The organism is Nitrosomonas sp. (assembly GCF_022842015.1).
GTDB lineage: Bacteria > Pseudomonadota > Gammaproteobacteria > Burkholderiales > Nitrosomonadaceae > Nitrosomonas.
Genome location: NZ_JALHQJ010000010.1, coordinates 1 through 14,440, shown reverse-complemented (window position 1 = coordinate 14,440; position 14,440 = coordinate 1). Strand labels below are relative to the sequence as shown.

At 36.8% G+C, this 14,440-nt stretch carries 29 protein-coding genes and 1 pseudogene; all 30 read right to left on the bottom strand.

What is annotated here, in order from left to right:
* Positions 1-59: 59 nt before the first annotated feature.
* Positions 60-464 (bottom strand): 50S ribosomal protein L17, encoded by a 405-nt coding sequence (gene rplQ / locus Q0C11_RS03040; protein WP_293005627.1) that lies wholly within the window; start codon positions 462-464, stop codon positions 60-62.
* Positions 451-1,458, bottom strand: a complete 1,008-nt coding sequence (gene rpoA, locus Q0C11_RS03035; RefSeq protein ID WP_293005626.1) for a DNA-directed RNA polymerase subunit alpha — start codon at positions 1,456-1,458, stop codon at positions 451-453. Before rpoA ends, rplQ begins: the two co-directional genes overlap by 14 nt.
* Positions 1,459-1,503: 45 nt before the next feature.
* Positions 1,504-2,130, bottom strand: coding sequence for a 30S ribosomal protein S4 (gene rpsD, locus Q0C11_RS03030; protein ID WP_293005625.1), 627 nt, complete (start codon positions 2,128-2,130; stop codon positions 1,504-1,506).
* A 12-nt stretch (positions 2,131-2,142) separates the two neighbouring features.
* A complete protein-coding gene (gene rpsK, locus Q0C11_RS03025) occupies positions 2,143-2,532 on the bottom strand; it encodes a 30S ribosomal protein S11 (protein ID WP_293005623.1) in 390 nt (129 codons plus the stop codon).
* Positions 2,533-2,566: 34 nt separating this feature from the next.
* Complete coding sequence (gene rpsM, locus Q0C11_RS03020) at positions 2,567-2,926, bottom strand: 30S ribosomal protein S13 (RefSeq protein WP_293005621.1); 360 nt, start codon at positions 2,924-2,926, stop codon at positions 2,567-2,569.
* Positions 2,927-2,960: 34 nt separating this feature from the next.
* Entirely contained in the window at positions 2,961-3,074 is a 114-nt protein-coding gene (gene rpmJ, locus Q0C11_RS03015) for a 50S ribosomal protein L36 (protein WP_293005620.1), read from the bottom strand.
* 33 nt (positions 3,075-3,107) lie between these two features.
* Complete coding sequence (gene infA / locus Q0C11_RS03010) at positions 3,108-3,326, bottom strand: translation initiation factor IF-1 (RefSeq protein WP_013647126.1); 219 nt, start codon at positions 3,324-3,326, stop codon at positions 3,108-3,110.
* A gap of 19 nt (positions 3,327-3,345) precedes the next feature.
* Positions 3,346-4,677: a preprotein translocase subunit SecY gene (secY, locus tag Q0C11_RS03005; RefSeq protein ID WP_293005618.1), complete on the bottom strand. Its 1,332-nt coding sequence runs from the start codon at positions 4,675-4,677 to the stop codon at positions 3,346-3,348.
* A 17-nt stretch (positions 4,678-4,694) separates the two neighbouring features.
* Positions 4,695-5,126, bottom strand: coding sequence for a 50S ribosomal protein L15 (rplO, locus tag Q0C11_RS03000; RefSeq protein WP_293005617.1), 432 nt, complete (start codon positions 5,124-5,126; stop codon positions 4,695-4,697).
* A gap of 1 nt (position 5,127) precedes the next feature.
* Positions 5,128-5,319 (bottom strand): 50S ribosomal protein L30, encoded by a 192-nt coding sequence (gene rpmD, locus Q0C11_RS02995; RefSeq protein WP_293005616.1) that lies wholly within the window; start codon positions 5,317-5,319, stop codon positions 5,128-5,130.
* Positions 5,312-5,854 carry a 30S ribosomal protein S5 gene (rpsE, locus tag Q0C11_RS02990; RefSeq protein WP_293005615.1) on the bottom strand — a complete coding sequence of 181 codons (543 nt, stop codon included), beginning with the start codon at positions 5,852-5,854 and terminating at the stop codon, positions 5,312-5,314. Before rpsE ends, rpmD begins: the two co-directional genes overlap by 8 nt.
* A gap of 13 nt (positions 5,855-5,867) precedes the next feature.
* Positions 5,868-6,224 carry a 50S ribosomal protein L18 gene (rplR, locus tag Q0C11_RS02985; protein ID WP_293005614.1) on the bottom strand — a complete coding sequence of 119 codons (357 nt, stop codon included), beginning with the start codon at positions 6,222-6,224 and terminating at the stop codon, positions 5,868-5,870.
* A 10-nt stretch (positions 6,225-6,234) separates the two neighbouring features.
* Positions 6,235-6,768 carry a 50S ribosomal protein L6 gene (rplF, locus tag Q0C11_RS02980; protein ID WP_293005612.1) on the bottom strand — a complete coding sequence of 178 codons (534 nt, stop codon included), beginning with the start codon at positions 6,766-6,768 and terminating at the stop codon, positions 6,235-6,237.
* A gap of 12 nt (positions 6,769-6,780) precedes the next feature.
* Positions 6,781-7,176, bottom strand: a complete 396-nt coding sequence (rpsH, locus tag Q0C11_RS02975; RefSeq protein ID WP_293005610.1) for a 30S ribosomal protein S8 — start codon at positions 7,174-7,176, stop codon at positions 6,781-6,783.
* Between the two features lie 73 nt (positions 7,177-7,249).
* Positions 7,250-7,555, bottom strand: a complete 306-nt coding sequence (gene rpsN / locus Q0C11_RS02970) for a 30S ribosomal protein S14 (protein WP_293005608.1) — start codon at positions 7,553-7,555, stop codon at positions 7,250-7,252.
* Positions 7,556-7,562: 7 nt separating this feature from the next.
* On the bottom strand, positions 7,563-8,102 hold the full coding sequence (rplE, locus tag Q0C11_RS02965; protein WP_293005606.1) for a 50S ribosomal protein L5: 540 nt from the start codon (positions 8,100-8,102) through the stop codon (positions 7,563-7,565).
* Positions 8,103-8,121: 19 nt separating this feature from the next.
* Complete coding sequence (gene rplX / locus Q0C11_RS02960; protein ID WP_293005604.1) at positions 8,122-8,439, bottom strand: 50S ribosomal protein L24; 318 nt, start codon at positions 8,437-8,439, stop codon at positions 8,122-8,124.
* An 18-nt stretch (positions 8,440-8,457) separates the two neighbouring features.
* A complete protein-coding gene (gene rplN, locus Q0C11_RS02955) occupies positions 8,458-8,826 on the bottom strand; it encodes a 50S ribosomal protein L14 (RefSeq protein WP_292921636.1) in 369 nt (122 codons plus the stop codon).
* A gap of 168 nt (positions 8,827-8,994) precedes the next feature.
* Positions 8,995-9,246, bottom strand: a complete 252-nt coding sequence (gene rpsQ, locus Q0C11_RS02950; RefSeq protein WP_293005602.1) for a 30S ribosomal protein S17 — start codon at positions 9,244-9,246, stop codon at positions 8,995-8,997.
* Complete coding sequence (gene rpmC, locus Q0C11_RS02945; protein WP_293005600.1) at positions 9,233-9,436, bottom strand: 50S ribosomal protein L29; 204 nt, start codon at positions 9,434-9,436, stop codon at positions 9,233-9,235. Before rpmC ends, rpsQ begins: the two co-directional genes overlap by 14 nt.
* Before the next feature lie 2 nt (positions 9,437-9,438).
* On the bottom strand, positions 9,439-9,855 hold the full coding sequence (rplP, locus tag Q0C11_RS02940) for a 50S ribosomal protein L16 (RefSeq protein ID WP_293005598.1): 417 nt from the start codon (positions 9,853-9,855) through the stop codon (positions 9,439-9,441).
* A gap of 15 nt (positions 9,856-9,870) precedes the next feature.
* Complete coding sequence (rpsC, locus tag Q0C11_RS02935; RefSeq protein ID WP_293005596.1) at positions 9,871-10,689, bottom strand: 30S ribosomal protein S3; 819 nt, start codon at positions 10,687-10,689, stop codon at positions 9,871-9,873.
* 1 nt (position 10,690) lies between these two features.
* Positions 10,691-11,050, bottom strand: a complete 360-nt coding sequence (rplV, locus tag Q0C11_RS02930; protein WP_293005594.1) for a 50S ribosomal protein L22 — start codon at positions 11,048-11,050, stop codon at positions 10,691-10,693.
* A 9-nt stretch (positions 11,051-11,059) separates the two neighbouring features.
* A complete protein-coding gene (gene rpsS, locus Q0C11_RS02925; RefSeq protein ID WP_293005592.1) occupies positions 11,060-11,341 on the bottom strand; it encodes a 30S ribosomal protein S19 in 282 nt (93 codons plus the stop codon).
* A gap of 4 nt (positions 11,342-11,345) precedes the next feature.
* On the bottom strand, positions 11,346-12,179 hold the full coding sequence (gene rplB / locus Q0C11_RS02920) for a 50S ribosomal protein L2 (RefSeq protein WP_293005590.1): 834 nt from the start codon (positions 12,177-12,179) through the stop codon (positions 11,346-11,348).
* Complete coding sequence (gene rplW, locus Q0C11_RS02915; RefSeq protein ID WP_293005588.1) at positions 12,179-12,514, bottom strand: 50S ribosomal protein L23; 336 nt, start codon at positions 12,512-12,514, stop codon at positions 12,179-12,181. The genes rplB and rplW overlap by 1 nt, the downstream gene beginning before the upstream one ends.
* Positions 12,511-13,131 carry a 50S ribosomal protein L4 gene (rplD, locus tag Q0C11_RS02910; RefSeq protein ID WP_293005586.1) on the bottom strand — a complete coding sequence of 207 codons (621 nt, stop codon included), beginning with the start codon at positions 13,129-13,131 and terminating at the stop codon, positions 12,511-12,513. Before rplD ends, rplW begins: the two co-directional genes overlap by 4 nt.
* 40 nt (positions 13,132-13,171) lie before the next feature.
* The gene (rplC, locus tag Q0C11_RS02905) at positions 13,172-13,819 is read right to left on the bottom strand and encodes a 50S ribosomal protein L3 (RefSeq protein ID WP_293005584.1); all 648 of its coding nucleotides are present in this window, start codon (positions 13,817-13,819) and stop codon (positions 13,172-13,174) included.
* A gap of 66 nt (positions 13,820-13,885) precedes the next feature.
* Positions 13,886-14,194: a 30S ribosomal protein S10 gene (gene rpsJ / locus Q0C11_RS02900; protein WP_013647104.1), complete on the bottom strand. Its 309-nt coding sequence runs from the start codon at positions 14,192-14,194 to the stop codon at positions 13,886-13,888.
* Positions 14,195-14,269: 75 nt separating this feature from the next.
* Positions 14,270-14,440 (bottom strand): annotated as a pseudogene (tuf, locus tag Q0C11_RS02895) (elongation factor Tu); the annotation flags it as partial.

Sequence of the window (14,440 nt, the reverse complement as noted above, 5' to 3'; positions counted from 1 at the left end):
TGCATGAAAATAAAAGGGCTCAGATTGTTAAGTATTTTTTTACAGATAAAATTAATTTATTAATTACTTTTATCTGTAATAGTAGATTTAGCCTCAACTTCATATACAGGCTTATCTAATAACTCTACCAATGCCATTGGAGCATTGTCTCCTTTTCTGTAACCATATCTAAGAATTCTTATATATCCACCAGGACGAGAGAGATAACGAGGCCCCAATTCAGAAAATATTTTTGTTACACTAGAACGATCCCGAAGTCTATCGAAAGCCAACCTCTTATTTGCAAGTGAAGGGGCTTTTCCTAAAGTAATCATAGGTTCAACATATCTTCTTAGTTCCTTTGCCTTTGGAAGCGTCGTTTTAATTACTTCATAACGTATCAGTGAATTACTCATATTACGAAACATAGCCTTTCTATGACTACTAGTTCGATTTAGCTTTCTCAAAGCATTATTGTGGCGCATGATTATTTTCCTTTGAAACACTATCAAGATTAGCCGGTGGCCAATTATCTAATTTCATTCCTAATGTAAGTTCTCTTGATGCTAAAACTTCTTTGATTTCATTAAGAGATTTTCTTCCCAAATTAGGTGTTCTAAGCAGCTCAGCTTCAGTTCTTTGAATTAAATCACCAATATAATATATATTTTCCACTTTTAAACAGTTAGCTGATCTCACCGTTAGCTCTAAATCATCAACCGGACGAAGTAATATAGGATCAATCTGTGGAGCTTGAGGTTTTTCTTTTGGTATAGGTGTACTTTCAAGGTCAGCAAAAACAGATAATTGCTGAACTAAAACTCGAGCAGCAAAACGTATTGCCTCCTCGGGCTCAACTGCTCCATTTGTTTCGATATCGACAATTAATTTATCTAGATCTGTTCGCTGTTCAACTCGCGCACTCTCAACTGAATAACTAACGCGCCTAATTGGGCTAAAAGATGCATCCAACAATATCGTCCCAATGCTATTTTTTTCATTAATTCCAATTTTTCTAATATTAGCAGGAGCATAGCCTCTTCCTTTCTCCACTTTAAGCTGCACATCAATTTTTCCGTCTGATGTCAGATGGGCAATCACATGTTCTGGATTAATAATTTCAACATCGTGGCTTAACTCAATATCTGCAGCTGTAACAATCCCTTTACCAGTTTTATTTAATGTAAGAACAACCTCATCATTATTATGTAATTTTAAAACAATACCTTTGATGTTCATTAGTATATCAACAACATCTTCTTGCACACCATCAAGTGCCGAGTATTCATGCAATACGCCAGCAATTCTAACTTCTGTTGGAGCATATCCAGTCATAGAAGACAATAATATCCGCCGTAAAGCATTGCCTAATGTATGACCATAACCTCGTTCAAAAGGCTCCATAACAACTTTTGCATGAAGCGGTGATATATTTTGAACATCAATAATTCTTGGCGTTAGCAAATCTGTACCTTGCATATTAATAATGTACCTCTAGATAAAGAAAATCAATACTATTATTGATTACTTAGAATACAACTCGACAACCAAAGATTCATTAATCGTCGCAGGTAGTTCAGATCGTTCAGGCTTCATTTTAAAGATTCCTTTCATAGCCTTTGTATCAACTTCGATCCAAGCTGGGAAAGTTCGACTATTCGCCATTTCAATAGCGTGTTTAATTCTCAATTGTTCTTTTGCAGCATTGACAATCTCAACAATATCTCCCGCCCTAACTCTATACGAAGGAATATTTACACGACTACCATTTACTAAAATACAATTATGTCGGACTATTTGTCTAGCCTCAGATCTTGATGCTCCAAATCCCATATGAAATGCGACATTATCAAGACGACTTTCAAGCAACTGAAGAAGATTATCACCGGTTATACCACGTTGTTTGTCAGCAATTTTATAAATATTCCTGAACTGCTTTTCCAATATTCCATATATCTTTCTTATTTTTTGCTTTTCCCGTAGCTGACCACCATAATCGGAAATTCTGCCTTTCTTCTGGCCATGTTGTCCCGGTGGATAATTTCTTCGCTCTATCGAACATTTGTCAGTAAAACATTTTTCTCCCTTTAAGAAAAGCTTTTCACCTTCGCGTCTACATTGCTTGCATTTAGGTTCAATATTTTTTGCCAAAGTTTATTCTCCTCAGATTCTTCGTTTTTTGGGAGGACGGCATCCATTATGCGGCACTGGCGTTACGTCTGAAATACTAGTTATTTTAAATCCCGCTGAATTCAAAGCTCTCACAGCTGAATCTCTTCCAGGGCCAGGGCCTTTCACTCTGACCTCTAAGTTTTTTACACCACAATCAATTGCTATCTTACTTGCATTTTCAGCAGCAATTTGTGCTGCAAATGGTGTACTCTTACGAGAACCCTTAAACCCTGCTCCTCCGGAGGTTGCCCACGATAAAGCATTGCCCTGTCTATCAGTAATTGTAACAATTGTATTGTTGAACGAAGCATGTATATGAGCTATACCTTCCGACACATTCTTCTTTATTTTTTTTCGCACTTTAGAAGTTGCTTTAACCATTTAACTACCTTATATACGTATTACATAAAAATTATCATCGAGCACGTATTGCTTTACGAGGCCCTTTTCTAGTCCTTGCATTAGTGCGGGTTCTCTGACCACGGACAGGAAGGCCACGTCGATGACGCAATCCACGATAACATCCAAGATCCATAAGTCTTTTTATATTCATTGAGATCTCTCGACGTAGATCTCCTTCAATTGTTAGTTTTGCAACTTGATCACGTATCAATTCTATCTGATCTTCTGATAAATCCTTAAGCTTGTGATCATTATCGACACCTATAGCTTTGCATATATTATTAGAACTTGTTCGACCAATTCCATATATAGAAGTTAATGCTATACCGATATGCTTATGGTTGGGAATATTAACACCAGCAATACGCGCCATTCAATTTCCTTGTTTATAAAAAAAACTAATTTAATTATCCTTGCCGTTGTTTGTGCCTGGGATCTTCACATATCACTCTAAGAACCCTATTACGCCGTATAATCTTACACTTTCTACATAATTTTTTTACGGATGCATTTACTTTCATATTTTCTAGTCCACAAAGGGTTTTACAAAAACACTATTTAGCTCTAAATGTAATTCTAGCCCTAGTAAGATCATAAGGCGTCAGGTCTACCGTTACTTTGTCGCCAGGTAAGATCCTTATATAATGCATTCGCATCTTACCAGAGATATGACCAAGAACAATATGACCATTTTCTAATTTAACTCGAAATGTCGCATTGGGGAGAGTTTCAAGTATCTCTCCTTGCATTTGTATTGTTTCTTCTTTAGCCATTAATTATTGTGTTAACCTTCTATTTAGCATTTAGCTTTCCAGTATTGGTTTTAAGATTAGTTTTCTTCAATAAACTGTCATATTGAGAAGACATCACATGAGATTGTACCTGTGACATAAAATCCATTGTAACTATCACTATAATTAAAAGAGATGTACCACCAAAATAAAATGGCACATTCCATTTGAGGATTAAAAACTCTGGTAATAAGCACACGAGTGTCACATATATTGAGCCAGCCAAAGTTAAACGAAGCATTATTCTTTCAATATATCTAGTAGTTTGCTCTCCAGGCCTAATACCAGGGACAAAAGCTCCACTTTTTTTAAGGTTGTCAGCTGTTTCCTTTGGATTAAAAACAAGTGCTGTATAAAAAAAACAAAAGAAAATAATCATTACAGCGTAAAGCATCACATAAATTGGTTGTCCAGGAGATAATGCAGCACTAATATCTTTTAATAGTAGCATTGACTCATTATTTGCAAACCATCCTGCCAGGGTTGCCGGAAATAAAATAATGCTTGATGCAAAAATAGGCGGTATCACTCCAGCCATGTTTATTTTTAAAGGTAAATGAGAGCTCTGGCCACCGTATATCTTTTGACCGACCTGACGTTTTGCATAATTCACCAAAATACGTCTCTGTCCTTTTTCAACAAATACGACAAACCACGTAACTAAAGCGGCGGCAATAAATATCCCCAGTGCAACAAGAAAATGCATAGATCCAGTACTAACTAAATCCAAGGTTCCACCTATGGCACTTGGCAAACCTGCTGCTATGCCAGCAAATATTATTAAAGAAATACCATTACCAATGCCACGCTCAGTTATTTGTTCACCCAGCCACATCAAAAAAATTGTTCCTGTTACCAACGTAATCACTGTAGTCAGCGTAAACATCCCACCAGGGTTAATTACCAATCCGCTTTGCGATTGAAGCGCAATTGAAATTCCATAACTTTGCACTAACGCAAGGGCAAGCGTTCCATATCTCGTATATTGGGTAATTTTTCTTCTACCACTTTCGCCCTCCTTCTTTAGTGCTTCTAGGTAAGGCACAGCAACAGTTCCAAGTTGCATAATAATAGAAGCTGAGATATAAGGCATTATACCCAGCGCAAATATCGAGAAACGTGAAAGTGCCCCACCTGAGAACATATTAAACATACCCAAGACGCCACTCTCCTGGGATTCAAACAGGTCTTTCAATACAGTTGAATCAATACCAGGCACAGGAACATGCGCTCCAATCCTATATACAATTAACGCTAATAACAAAAACCATAAACGTCGCTTTAAATCAGAAAATTTATCGACAGGCTTATTTAATGAACCTTTTATAGCCACTTTTATTCCTTATGCTTCTATAATATTTTTCCACCCGAAGCTTCTATCATCACTTTGGTTCCTTTACTAACATAAAACCCTTGCAACGAAATCGCTCTATCAATCTGATCTATACCATAAATTTTGACTTTTTTTACTTTATCAGAAACAATATTATATTTCTTTAATAGATCAAGACTGATCACTTCCTCAGAAAACATCTTTAAGTCTCTCACTCGCAAGCAAGAATAATCTTCTCTATTAAAAGGCGAAAAACCACGTTTTGGCAAACGCCGCTGAATTGGCATTTGCCCTCCTTCAAACCCTACTTTATGAAATCCTCCGGAACGTGATTTTTGTCCTTTGTGACCTCGACCGCAAGTTTTTCCAAAACCTGAACCCATACCCCGACCCACTCGAATTTTGTTCTTAGCAGAACCAATAGCAGGTTTTATCGAATTTAAAAACATATCAATCGCACTTAATTAAGTATTTAATTTTATTAATCATTCCAATAGTTTCAGGTGTTTTCTCTAGCACTGATGAGCTGTTAATTTTTTTTAAACCTAAACCTCTTATAGTTGCTTTATGAGATTGTTTCACGCCTATCAAACTTTTGACTAAGAATATTTTTATAGTATTTGGCGCTTTTTCTTTAACCATTATCTAATCCTAAAATTTCTTTAACCGTTTTCCCACGTTTTGCAGCTATACTTGCAGGTGTGCTCATGGAATTCAATCCCTTAATTGTTGCTCGCACGACATTATATGGATTCGTAGATCCAATACATTTAGCCAGAATATCCGTCATACCTATTACTTCAAAAATCGCGCGCATAGGTCCGCCAGCAATAATTCCCGTTCCTTCTGGTGCAGGCTGCATGTATACTTTAGCAGCACCATGAGAAGCAATTATTGGGTGATATATAGTACCGTTTTTTAATTTAATCTTAATCATCCTTCTACGTGCTTCATCCATAGCCTTCTGAACAGCAACCGGGACTTCACGTGACTTTCCTTTTCCCATCCCGACACTGCCATCGCCATCTCCTACAACAGTAAGTGCTGCAAAGCCTAAAATACGTCCACCCTTTACAACTTTGGTAACTCGATTGATAGCCACCATTTTCTCTCGTAAATCATCGCCACTATCTTCATTTCCTGTGTGTTTTACACCTGCTTTACCAATTTTTGCCATCTTAAATCCTTGATTAGAATTTTAATCCATTTTGGCGCGCAGATTCTGCTAGCGCCTTAATTCTTCCATGAAACTTATATCCAGATCTGTCAAAGGCTATATTAGTAATTCCACACTTCTTACCTTTCTCAGCGATTCTTTTTCCAATAAAGGACGCAGCCGTCACGGTGCTACCTGATAAAATTTCTTTTTTAACGTCGGGCTCTAAAGTAGACGCACAAGCTATGGTTTTATGCTGATTATCATCTATTAATTGCGCATATATATGTAAATTAGTTCTATGTACACATAATCTTATTGCGCCGATTTCTGCAATTTTATATCTAGTTTTTCTTGAGCGTCTTAATCGCCTATCTTTTAAATTTGCCATATTATTTCACTTATTTTTTCTTCGTTTCTTTGAGAACAATTTTCTCATCTGAATAACGAACACCTTTACCTTTATATGGTTCTGGTTTTCTATATGCCCGGATTTCAGCAGCTGTTTGCCCAACTACTTGTTTGCTCATTCCTTTAATAAGGATTTCTGTCTGCGTCGGGGTTTCAATCTTGATTCCATCAGGGATAATATAATCTATCGGATGTGAAAATCCCAAAGCCAAGTTAATTTTGTTCTGCCCTGCCTGAGCTCGATAGCCAACACCCACTAACTGTAATTTCTTTTCAAAACCGATGGTCACACCGTGAACCATATTAGCCACAAGGGACCTAACTGTCCCAGACATAGCGTTAGCATGCTTTGATTCATTTACTGATTTAATTCTAATTTCATTATCAACCACTTCTAGCACAACAACATTAGTTAATTTTTGATGCAAAGTTCCTAAAGGTCCTTTAATTGATATGTTACTATTTGTAGTGCTCACTTCAACATTGGATGGAATAGTTACGGGATTCTTACTAACACGAGACATTTAGTATCTCCTCTAAACAACATAGCATAATAATTCTCCACCAACTCCAAGCTGCTGCGCTTTTCTTTGAGTCATTACACCTTTAGATGTAGACATGATTGCAATTCCCAGTCCGTTCATAACATTAGGCAGATTCTTACTAGACTTATAAATTCTTAAACCGGGTTTGCTAACGCGTGTTATCCTTTCTATTACTCGATCACCCGAATGGTATTTTAGTTTGATTTCTAGATTTTTTTTGCTTCCCTGATCGGTGATATCAAAAGCTTCTATATATCCTTCATCTTCCAGAACGCTAGCTATTGCTTGTTTAATGCGTGAACTTGGCATTATTACTGAAGTCTTTTTTGCCATTTGCCCATTACGCATCCGGGTTAGCATGTCTGCTATAGGATCACTCATACTCATAATGTATTTACCCACCGATTAGTTACATTAATACAAAATTGATAATCTTTTACTATCAAGTAAAAATTATAAATCACCAGCTAGCTTTGATTATTCCTGGAATTTTACCACTCATCGCTATATCTCTTAACTTGCTTCTTCCTAGGCCAAATTTAGAGTAAACACCTCGTGGCCTGCCGGTTAATGCACACCTATTTCTTAGTCGAACTGGGCTAGAGTCTCTCGGCAATTTTTGTAATACCAGACGTGCTTCGCTACGCTCAGCATCACTAACAGCAGAATCATTTATTATTTTCTTTAAATTTATCCTTTGCTCAACATACTTCTGCACTATTTTATATCTTTTGATATTTCTATTAATAATAGCAAGCTTTGCCATTCTGATCTCAGTTTTTAAATGGAAAATTAAAGGCAGATAACAATGCCTTTGCTTCGGCATCACTTTTTGCTGTAGTTGTAATTGATATATTCATTCCACGCAAATTATCGATTTTATCATAATCAATCTCGGGAAAAATAATTTGTTCTTTTATACCCATATTATAGTTACCTCTGCCATCAAAAGATTTCCCAGAAATTCCTCTAAAATCTCTTATTCTGGGTATTGCGATGCTTATTAAGCGATCGAGAAACTCATACATTCTAACTCGTCGCAGTGTAACCATACATCCTATTGGATAATCCTGCCTTACCTTAAATGTTGCAATTGATTTCTTAGCTTTAGTAATCACGGGATGCTGACCAGATATTTTTTTCATGTCAGCTAATGCATTCTCTATTATTTTTTTGTCTATAGTCGCTTCACCTAATCCAATATTTAATGTTATTTTTGTTATGCATGGCACTTCCATTATCGAATTGTATTCGAATTGTTCCATCAGTTTCTTAGCAGCTACATTCCTATAATATTCTTGTAAGCGAGTCATACTTTAATCCACTTCCTTTTTACGGTTCTATCAAATCGCCACTAGATTTAAATATACGGACTTTATTATTTTCCGAAGTAAACTTAAATCCAACTCTGTCAGGTTTCTTTGAATTAAAATTATAAATTGCAACATTAGAAACGTGTATCGGCATTTCTTTTGCTATTATACCACCCGCACTACCTTTGGTTGGATTAGGTTTTTGATGTTTCTTAACTATATTTATTCCCTGAATGATTAAATAATCGATTCTTTCAATACGAAGAACAGTTCCTCTTTTGCCTTTATCTTTACCGGCAATGATAATCACATCATCACCCTTTTTTAATTTTTGCATATTACTCCCCTCCCATAGCTATAATACTTCTGGAGCTAGAGATACGATCTTCATAAAGTGTACATTTCGCAACTCTCGAGTTACTGGACCAAATATGCGTGTTCCAATCGGCTCAAATTTATTATTAAGCAAGACAGCTGCATTATCGTCGAACTTCAATAAAGATCCATCATTACGCCTTACGCCTTTCGCTGTTCTAACTACCACTGCATTATATACCTCACCTTTTTTTACTTTTCCTCTAGGTGCCGCATCTTTAACGCTAACCTTAATAATATCACCTATTCCCGCGTATTTCCGCTTTGATCCACCAAGTACCTTTATACACATAAGTGAACGAGCGCCAGTATTATCTGCTACGCGCAATATTGATTGCATTTGGATCATTTTCTATTCGCTTTTCGTTATAATTTATTTCATGCACTGATAAAATATTATTTTATATAGCCTAGATCAGAGCAATTCAATTAAAATTCTTACCGCAACTAATATGAAATAAACTTTGATATCACATAGCCTAAATACCACATAAATATCTCATTTATTCAGTGTCCTCTATATTTTATCAATTACTTTCCAATTTTTGGTTTTAGATAAAGGACGGCATTCTTCTAATAGAACTGTATCACCTATCGCATACTGATTAATCTCATCGTGGGCATGATATTTCTTAGTTCTTGTAATAAACTTCCCATATAGTGGATGTATCAATCTACGTTCCACCATTACGGTTACAGTTTTATCCATCTTATTACTAATAACTTTACCACTTATAGTACGTGTACGGCTTAATTTATCGCTCTTCATGATTATTTTGTCGCTGGGTTATAAATGTTTTTACTCTGGCAATATCTCTTTTTATCATTCTTAACTTGTTAGTATTTGACAACTGTTGTGTTGCCAATTGCATTCTTAACCCAAATTGCGCTTTTAATAAAGAAATTAGCTCCAAATTTAATTCCGATAGTTGTTTATTTTTCAATTCGACTGACTTCATCACTATCCACCAATTTGTCTTATAGTAAATGTTGTTCTAATTGGAAGCTTTGCTGCAGCTAGTCGGAAAGCTTCTTTTGCCAATTCCTCTGTCACTCCATCCATTTCATACAACATTTTTCCCGGCTGTATTTCTGCTACATAATATTCTGGATTTCCCTTTCCATTCCCCATTCTAACTTCAGCTGGTTTTTGCGAAATTGGTTTATCAGGAAAAATCCTGATCCAAATCCGCCCTCCTCTTTTGATATGTCTAGTCATCGCTCTGCGGGCTGCTTCAATTTGACGCGATGTTAGTCGTCCTCTTCCTATTGCTTTTAGGCCAAACTCACCAAAGCTAACTTTAGCTCCACGGGTTGCGATTCCAGTATTTCTTCCTTTCTGCTGCTTTCTATATTTAGTTCTAGCTGGTTGAAGCATTCATTTCTCCACAATTCATTTTTTATCCACTTCCGCAATCTGCTCAGTGTGGGTCGAACTATCTTCTAAACCTGAATCTTTATTACTGTTTATTTCTTTTTCTGAAGCTGAGGAATTTATGAATGATAAAGAAGAACGCTTATTGTGCCTTTTTTTTTCATTTTCAGAATTTTGATTCGTAGATGAGTGAATCATTTGATCACTTTTACCAAGTAATTCACCTTTAAAAATCCATACTTTTATCCCTATGATTCCATAAGTTGTTTTAGCTTCTGATGTTCCATAATCAATATCAGCCCTTAAGGTATGAAGCGGAACTCTTCCTTCTCTATACCACTCAGTACGAGCAATCTCAATCCCATTTAATCTGCCAGAGCTCATAATTTTTATTCCTTGAGCACCAAGTCTCATAGCATTTTGCATTGCCCGTTTCATTGCTCTTCGAAACATTATTCTTTTTTCTAACTGTTGCGCGATATTATCCGCTATTAATTGCGCATCAATTTCTGGTTTTCTAATTTCCTCTATATTTACATGAACAGGAACGCCCATTCTTTTTTGTAACTCTCCACGCAATACTTCAATATCCTCACCTTTTTTGCCTATAACGACGCCTGGTCGAGAACTAAAAATTGTAATTCTAGCATTCTTTGAAGGTCTTTCTATCAAAATCTTACCTACTGATGCATTTCTAAGTCTATTTGCAAGAAAAGTGCGAACCTTTATATCTTCATTAAGCATAGCCGCAAAATTACTACTATTCGCATACCATCTCGACAGCCAATTTTTTTGCACAGACAGCCTAAAACCAGTCGGATTTATTTTTTGACCCATATCAGTTAGTGCCTTTATTAGTATAACCACTACCATCACCCAAAGTCAGTGATATGTGGCAAGTTTGTTTCACAATTCTATTTCCACGACCTTTAGCACGAGCGCTAGTTCTCTTCATAGATGCACCTTGATCAACAATTATTGACGAGATTATAAGTTCATCAATATCGGCACCATCATTGTGTTCAGCATTAGCTATTGCAGACCCTAGCAGCTTATGTATTATTTCCGCACCCTTTTTTGGACTAAATATTAATATGTTCAATGCTCTGTCCACAGTCAAGCCCCTTACTTGATCAGCAACAAGACGACATTTCTGAGCTGAGATTCTTGCACCACGTAATTTAGCAATTGTTTCCATTTTTATTTTTTAGCGCTTCGTAACAACTTTCTTGTCACCTGCATGCCCTTTAAAAGTACGTGTTAAAGAAAATTCCCCAAACTTATGACCCACCATATTTTCGGTAACATATATCGGTATGTGCTGTTTTCCATTATGTACCGCTACGGTTAATCCAATAAAATCAGGCAATATTGTTGATCGCCTCGACCATGTTTTAATAGGCCGCTTATCATTTGTATTTCGCGCTTTATCTATTTTTAGAACTAAATGAGCATCAACGAATGGCCCTTTTTTTACTGAGCGTGGCATTTAATCACCCTTTTTTTGAATAGCGATGACGAACTATCATCACATTTGTTCTTTTATTTTTGCGAGTTCTATATCCCTTGGCTGGGGTACCCCAAGGACTTACTGGATGCCTCCCCGCTGATGTTCTACCTTCACCGCCACCATGAGGATGATCTACGGGATTCATTGCCACACCACGTACAGTCGGTCTAACTCCGCGCCATCTTACTGCGCCCGCCTTACCAATGGATCTTAAACCATGCTCTGCATTTCCTACTTCACCGATAGTAGCACGGCAATCTATATGAACTTTACGCACCTCACCTGATCGCAGTTTAATTTGCGCGTAATTACCTTCTCTGGCTTGTAGTTGAACAAAAGAACCTGCTGATCTAGCTAATTGAGCTCCTTTACCAGGCAACAATTCAACACAATGAACTATTGTTCCTATTGGTATATTACGTAGTGCAACAGCATCACCAAGCTTAATTTGTGCTAAATTTCCACTACCAATTTTCATTCCTACTGCCAACCCTTTTGGTGCAATTATGTATTTTCTTTCCCCATCGGCATAACATACCAAAGCGATATTAGCTGATCTGTTTGGATCATATTCAATGCGTTCTATAGTAGCTGTGACATCATCTTTATTGCGTTTAAAATCCATTAATCTATAATGTTGCTTATGGCCTCCACCCCGGTGCCGTGTGGTGATATGCCCGTGATGATTACGGCCCGCAGTTTTGGACTGCTTTTCAAGTAAACTCTTATGAGGCTTTCCTTTGTGTAATTCTTTATTTACCAGTTTGACAACAGATCTTCGCCCAGGCGATGTTGGTTTTAATTTTACAAGCGCCATCACTTAGCCTCTACGTTCGAAAAATTTGTAAAATTCAACTCTTGCCCGCTTTTAATCCTCACGATAGCCTTTTTCCAATCAGATCTTTTCCCCATAAAACGCCCAAACCGCTTTTGTTTTCCCTTTACATTAATCGTTTGGACTTTTTCTACTTCAACTTTTTGCTCTTTCCATAGCAACTCCACAGCTCTTTTAATTTCTAGCTTAGTAGCGTCCGTCACTACACGAAACATAGTTTGATTATTTTTCTCGCCTAAATAGGTTGCTTTTTCTGAAATATGAGGCGCCAATATAATTTTTAATAGCCGATCTTGATTGATATTTGCACTATTCATGAAAGAAGCTCCTCTATTTTTTTCAAACTATCGCTCGTGATAAGTGTTTTTTTAAATTTCAGAAGACTGACTGGATCTATATTGTGTACTTCAACAACAGAAATATTAGGAATATTTCGCGATGACAAATAAAGATTACTATCAATTTCATTCGTAATAATCATCACATTACTCAATTCGAGAACTTCTAATTTCTCCGACAATGCTTTAGTTTTATACGAATCAACACTAAATGATTCAATTACAAATAACCTATTATCACGAATTAGCTGTGAGAATATAGAACTAATTCCGGCACGATACATTTTTTTATTCAATTTCTTTTTAAAACTTTCCTCAGAACTGTTGGGAAAGATTTTACCGCCACCGCGCCATATAGGACTCGAAGCCATACCAGCACGAGCTCTGCCCGTACCTTTTTGTCGCCATGGTTTCCGAGTTGACTTTGCGATATCCGATCTACCTTTTTGTGCCCGAGTTGCAGAACGTGCATTAGATAAATATGATGTCACAACCTGATGAACGAGCGCTTCGTTATAATCTCTCTTAAAAAGCTCATCAGAAACAGTTATGCTTCCTGTTTTCTGATTTTTATTATCGATAAGCCCAATTTCCATTACTTATTCACCCTACTGTTTATATTTTATCTTTATGAATTCACTTTTTTTCTTTTACGCTTGACCGAATTATTAAATATCCACCTTTCGATCCTGGAACCGCACCCTTAACTAACAGCAAATTTCTTTCGCTATCAATTCTTAATATTTCAATATTTTGTGTAGTTCTTCTCACATTACCCATATGCGCAGCCATACGCTTACCTGGAAAAATACGCCCCGGATCTTGGGCCATACCAATTGAACCTGGTTTATTATGTGCTTTCGAATTGCCATGACTTGCTCTATTGGAAGAAAAGTGGTGTAACTTGATTGCCCCTGCAAAGCCCTTTCCTATCGTAACTCCAGATATATCAACTTTTTGCCCTACTTTAAATATATCGTTCCTAACCTCCATACCATTCTGGAATTGATCAAGAATAGAATCATTATTTACCCTAAACTCTCTGACAATGCTCCCAACCACCACACCAGCTTTAGCACAATGACCGGCTGTCGATTTATTCACTCTTGATATCTTTTTCTGACCAAATGATATCTGAGCAGCACAATAACCATCAGAAGATGTTTTCTTTATTTGAGTTATACGATTATTTGTAACATCAATTACTGTAACTGGAAAAGCATCTCCATTCTCCGCGAATATTCGCATCATACCGATCTTACGGCCAATTAATCCTAAACTCATTCTATCTCTCTTTTCAGGAGTGTTCTTTATTTAATTACTTAATCTTAAGAAGATATTAATTTTTATTTACAGTTTTATCTCTACATCGACACCAGCAGGCAAGTCCAATTTCATCAATGCGTCCACTGTCTTATCTGTCGGATCTATTATATCCATTAACCTTAAATGCGTTCTAATTTCAAACTGATCACGCGAAGTCTTGTTCACATGAGGCGAGCGCAGCACATCAAATCGTTCGATTTTGGTTGGCAATGGAATCGGTCCCTTTACTACCGCTCCTGTCCTTTTTGCTGTTTCAACAATTTCTATAGCTGATTTATCTATCAAACGATAATCGAAGGCTTTAAGGCGAATTCTAATTTTTTGATTCTGCATATACTCGTTCCTGAATTAACAAATTCAATAATCAAACCACACTATATATTGAACTTATTTTTTTTACCTTCTCAATCACTCAACAATCTTAGCAACAACGCCAGCACCAACAGTTCTACCACCTTCTCGGATCGCAAAACGCAATCCATCTTCCATCGCAATAGGCGCTATCAAATTTACCGTCACTGAAACATTGTCTCCAGGCATCACCATCTCTGTTCCCGCAGGCAATTCTATCGCTCCGGT

Coding starts and splice junctions, on each gene's coding strand:
- rplQ (WP_293005627.1), bottom strand. CDS start 464: ATGCGCCACAATAATGCTTTGAGAAAGCTAAATCGAACTAGTAGTCAT.
- rpoA (WP_293005626.1), bottom strand. CDS start 1,458: ATGCAAGGTACAGATTTGCTAACGCCAAGAATTATTGATGTTCAAAAT.
- rpsK (WP_293005623.1), bottom strand. CDS start 2,532: ATGGTTAAAGCAACTTCTAAAGTGCGAAAAAAAATAAAGAAGAATGTG.
- rpsM (WP_293005621.1), bottom strand. CDS start 2,926: ATGGCGCGTATTGCTGGTGTTAATATTCCCAACCATAAGCATATCGGT.
- rpmJ (WP_293005620.1), bottom strand. CDS start 3,074: ATGAAAGTAAATGCATCCGTAAAAAAATTATGTAGAAAGTGTAAGATT.
- infA (WP_013647126.1), bottom strand. CDS start 3,326: ATGGCTAAAGAAGAAACAATACAAATGCAAGGAGAGATACTTGAAACT.
- rplO (WP_293005617.1), bottom strand. CDS start 5,126: ATGTTTTTAAATTCGATAAAACCTGCTATTGGTTCTGCTAAGAACAAA.
- rpmD (WP_293005616.1), bottom strand. CDS start 5,319: ATGGTTAAAGAAAAAGCGCCAAATACTATAAAAATATTCTTAGTCAAA.
- rpsE (WP_293005615.1), bottom strand. CDS start 5,854: ATGGCAAAAATTGGTAAAGCAGGTGTAAAACACACAGGAAATGAAGAT.
- rplR (WP_293005614.1), bottom strand. CDS start 6,224: ATGGCAAATTTAAAAGATAGGCGATTAAGACGCTCAAGAAAAACTAGA.
- rplF (WP_293005612.1), bottom strand. CDS start 6,768: ATGTCTCGTGTTAGTAAGAATCCCGTAACTATTCCATCCAATGTTGAA.
- rpsH (WP_293005610.1), bottom strand. CDS start 7,176: ATGAGTATGAGTGATCCTATAGCAGACATGCTAACCCGGATGCGTAAT.
- rpsN (WP_293005608.1), bottom strand. CDS start 7,555: ATGGCAAAGCTTGCTATTATTAATAGAAATATCAAAAGATATAAAATA.
- rplE (WP_293005606.1), bottom strand. CDS start 8,102: ATGACTCGCTTACAAGAATATTATAGGAATGTAGCTGCTAAGAAACTG.
- rplX (WP_293005604.1), bottom strand. CDS start 8,439: ATGCAAAAATTAAAAAAGGGTGATGATGTGATTATCATTGCCGGTAAA.
- rplN (WP_292921636.1), bottom strand. CDS start 8,826: ATGATCCAAATGCAATCAATATTGCGCGTAGCAGATAATACTGGCGCT.
- rpsQ (WP_293005602.1), bottom strand. CDS start 9,246: ATGAAGAGCGATAAATTAAGCCGTACACGTACTATAAGTGGTAAAGTT.
- rpmC (WP_293005600.1), bottom strand. CDS start 9,436: ATGAAGTCAGTCGAATTGAAAAATAAACAACTATCGGAATTAAATTTG.
- rplP (WP_293005598.1), bottom strand. CDS start 9,855: ATGCTTCAACCAGCTAGAACTAAATATAGAAAGCAGCAGAAAGGAAGA.
- rpsC (WP_293005596.1), bottom strand. CDS start 10,689: ATGGGTCAAAAAATAAATCCGACTGGTTTTAGGCTGTCTGTGCAAAAA.
- rplV (WP_293005594.1), bottom strand. CDS start 11,050: ATGGAAACAATTGCTAAATTACGTGGTGCAAGAATCTCAGCTCAGAAA.
- rpsS (WP_293005592.1), bottom strand. CDS start 11,341: ATGCCACGCTCAGTAAAAAAAGGGCCATTCGTTGATGCTCATTTAGTT.
- rplB (WP_293005590.1), bottom strand. CDS start 12,179: ATGGCGCTTGTAAAATTAAAACCAACATCGCCTGGGCGAAGATCTGTT.
- rplW (WP_293005588.1), bottom strand. CDS start 12,514: ATGAATAGTGCAAATATCAATCAAGATCGGCTATTAAAAATTATATTG.
- rplD (WP_293005586.1), bottom strand. CDS start 13,131: ATGGAAATTGGGCTTATCGATAATAAAAATCAGAAAACAGGAAGCATA.
- rplC (WP_293005584.1), bottom strand. CDS start 13,819: ATGAGTTTAGGATTAATTGGCCGTAAGATCGGTATGATGCGAATATTC.
- rpsJ (WP_013647104.1), bottom strand. CDS start 14,194: ATGCAGAATCAAAAAATTAGAATTCGCCTTAAAGCCTTCGATTATCGT.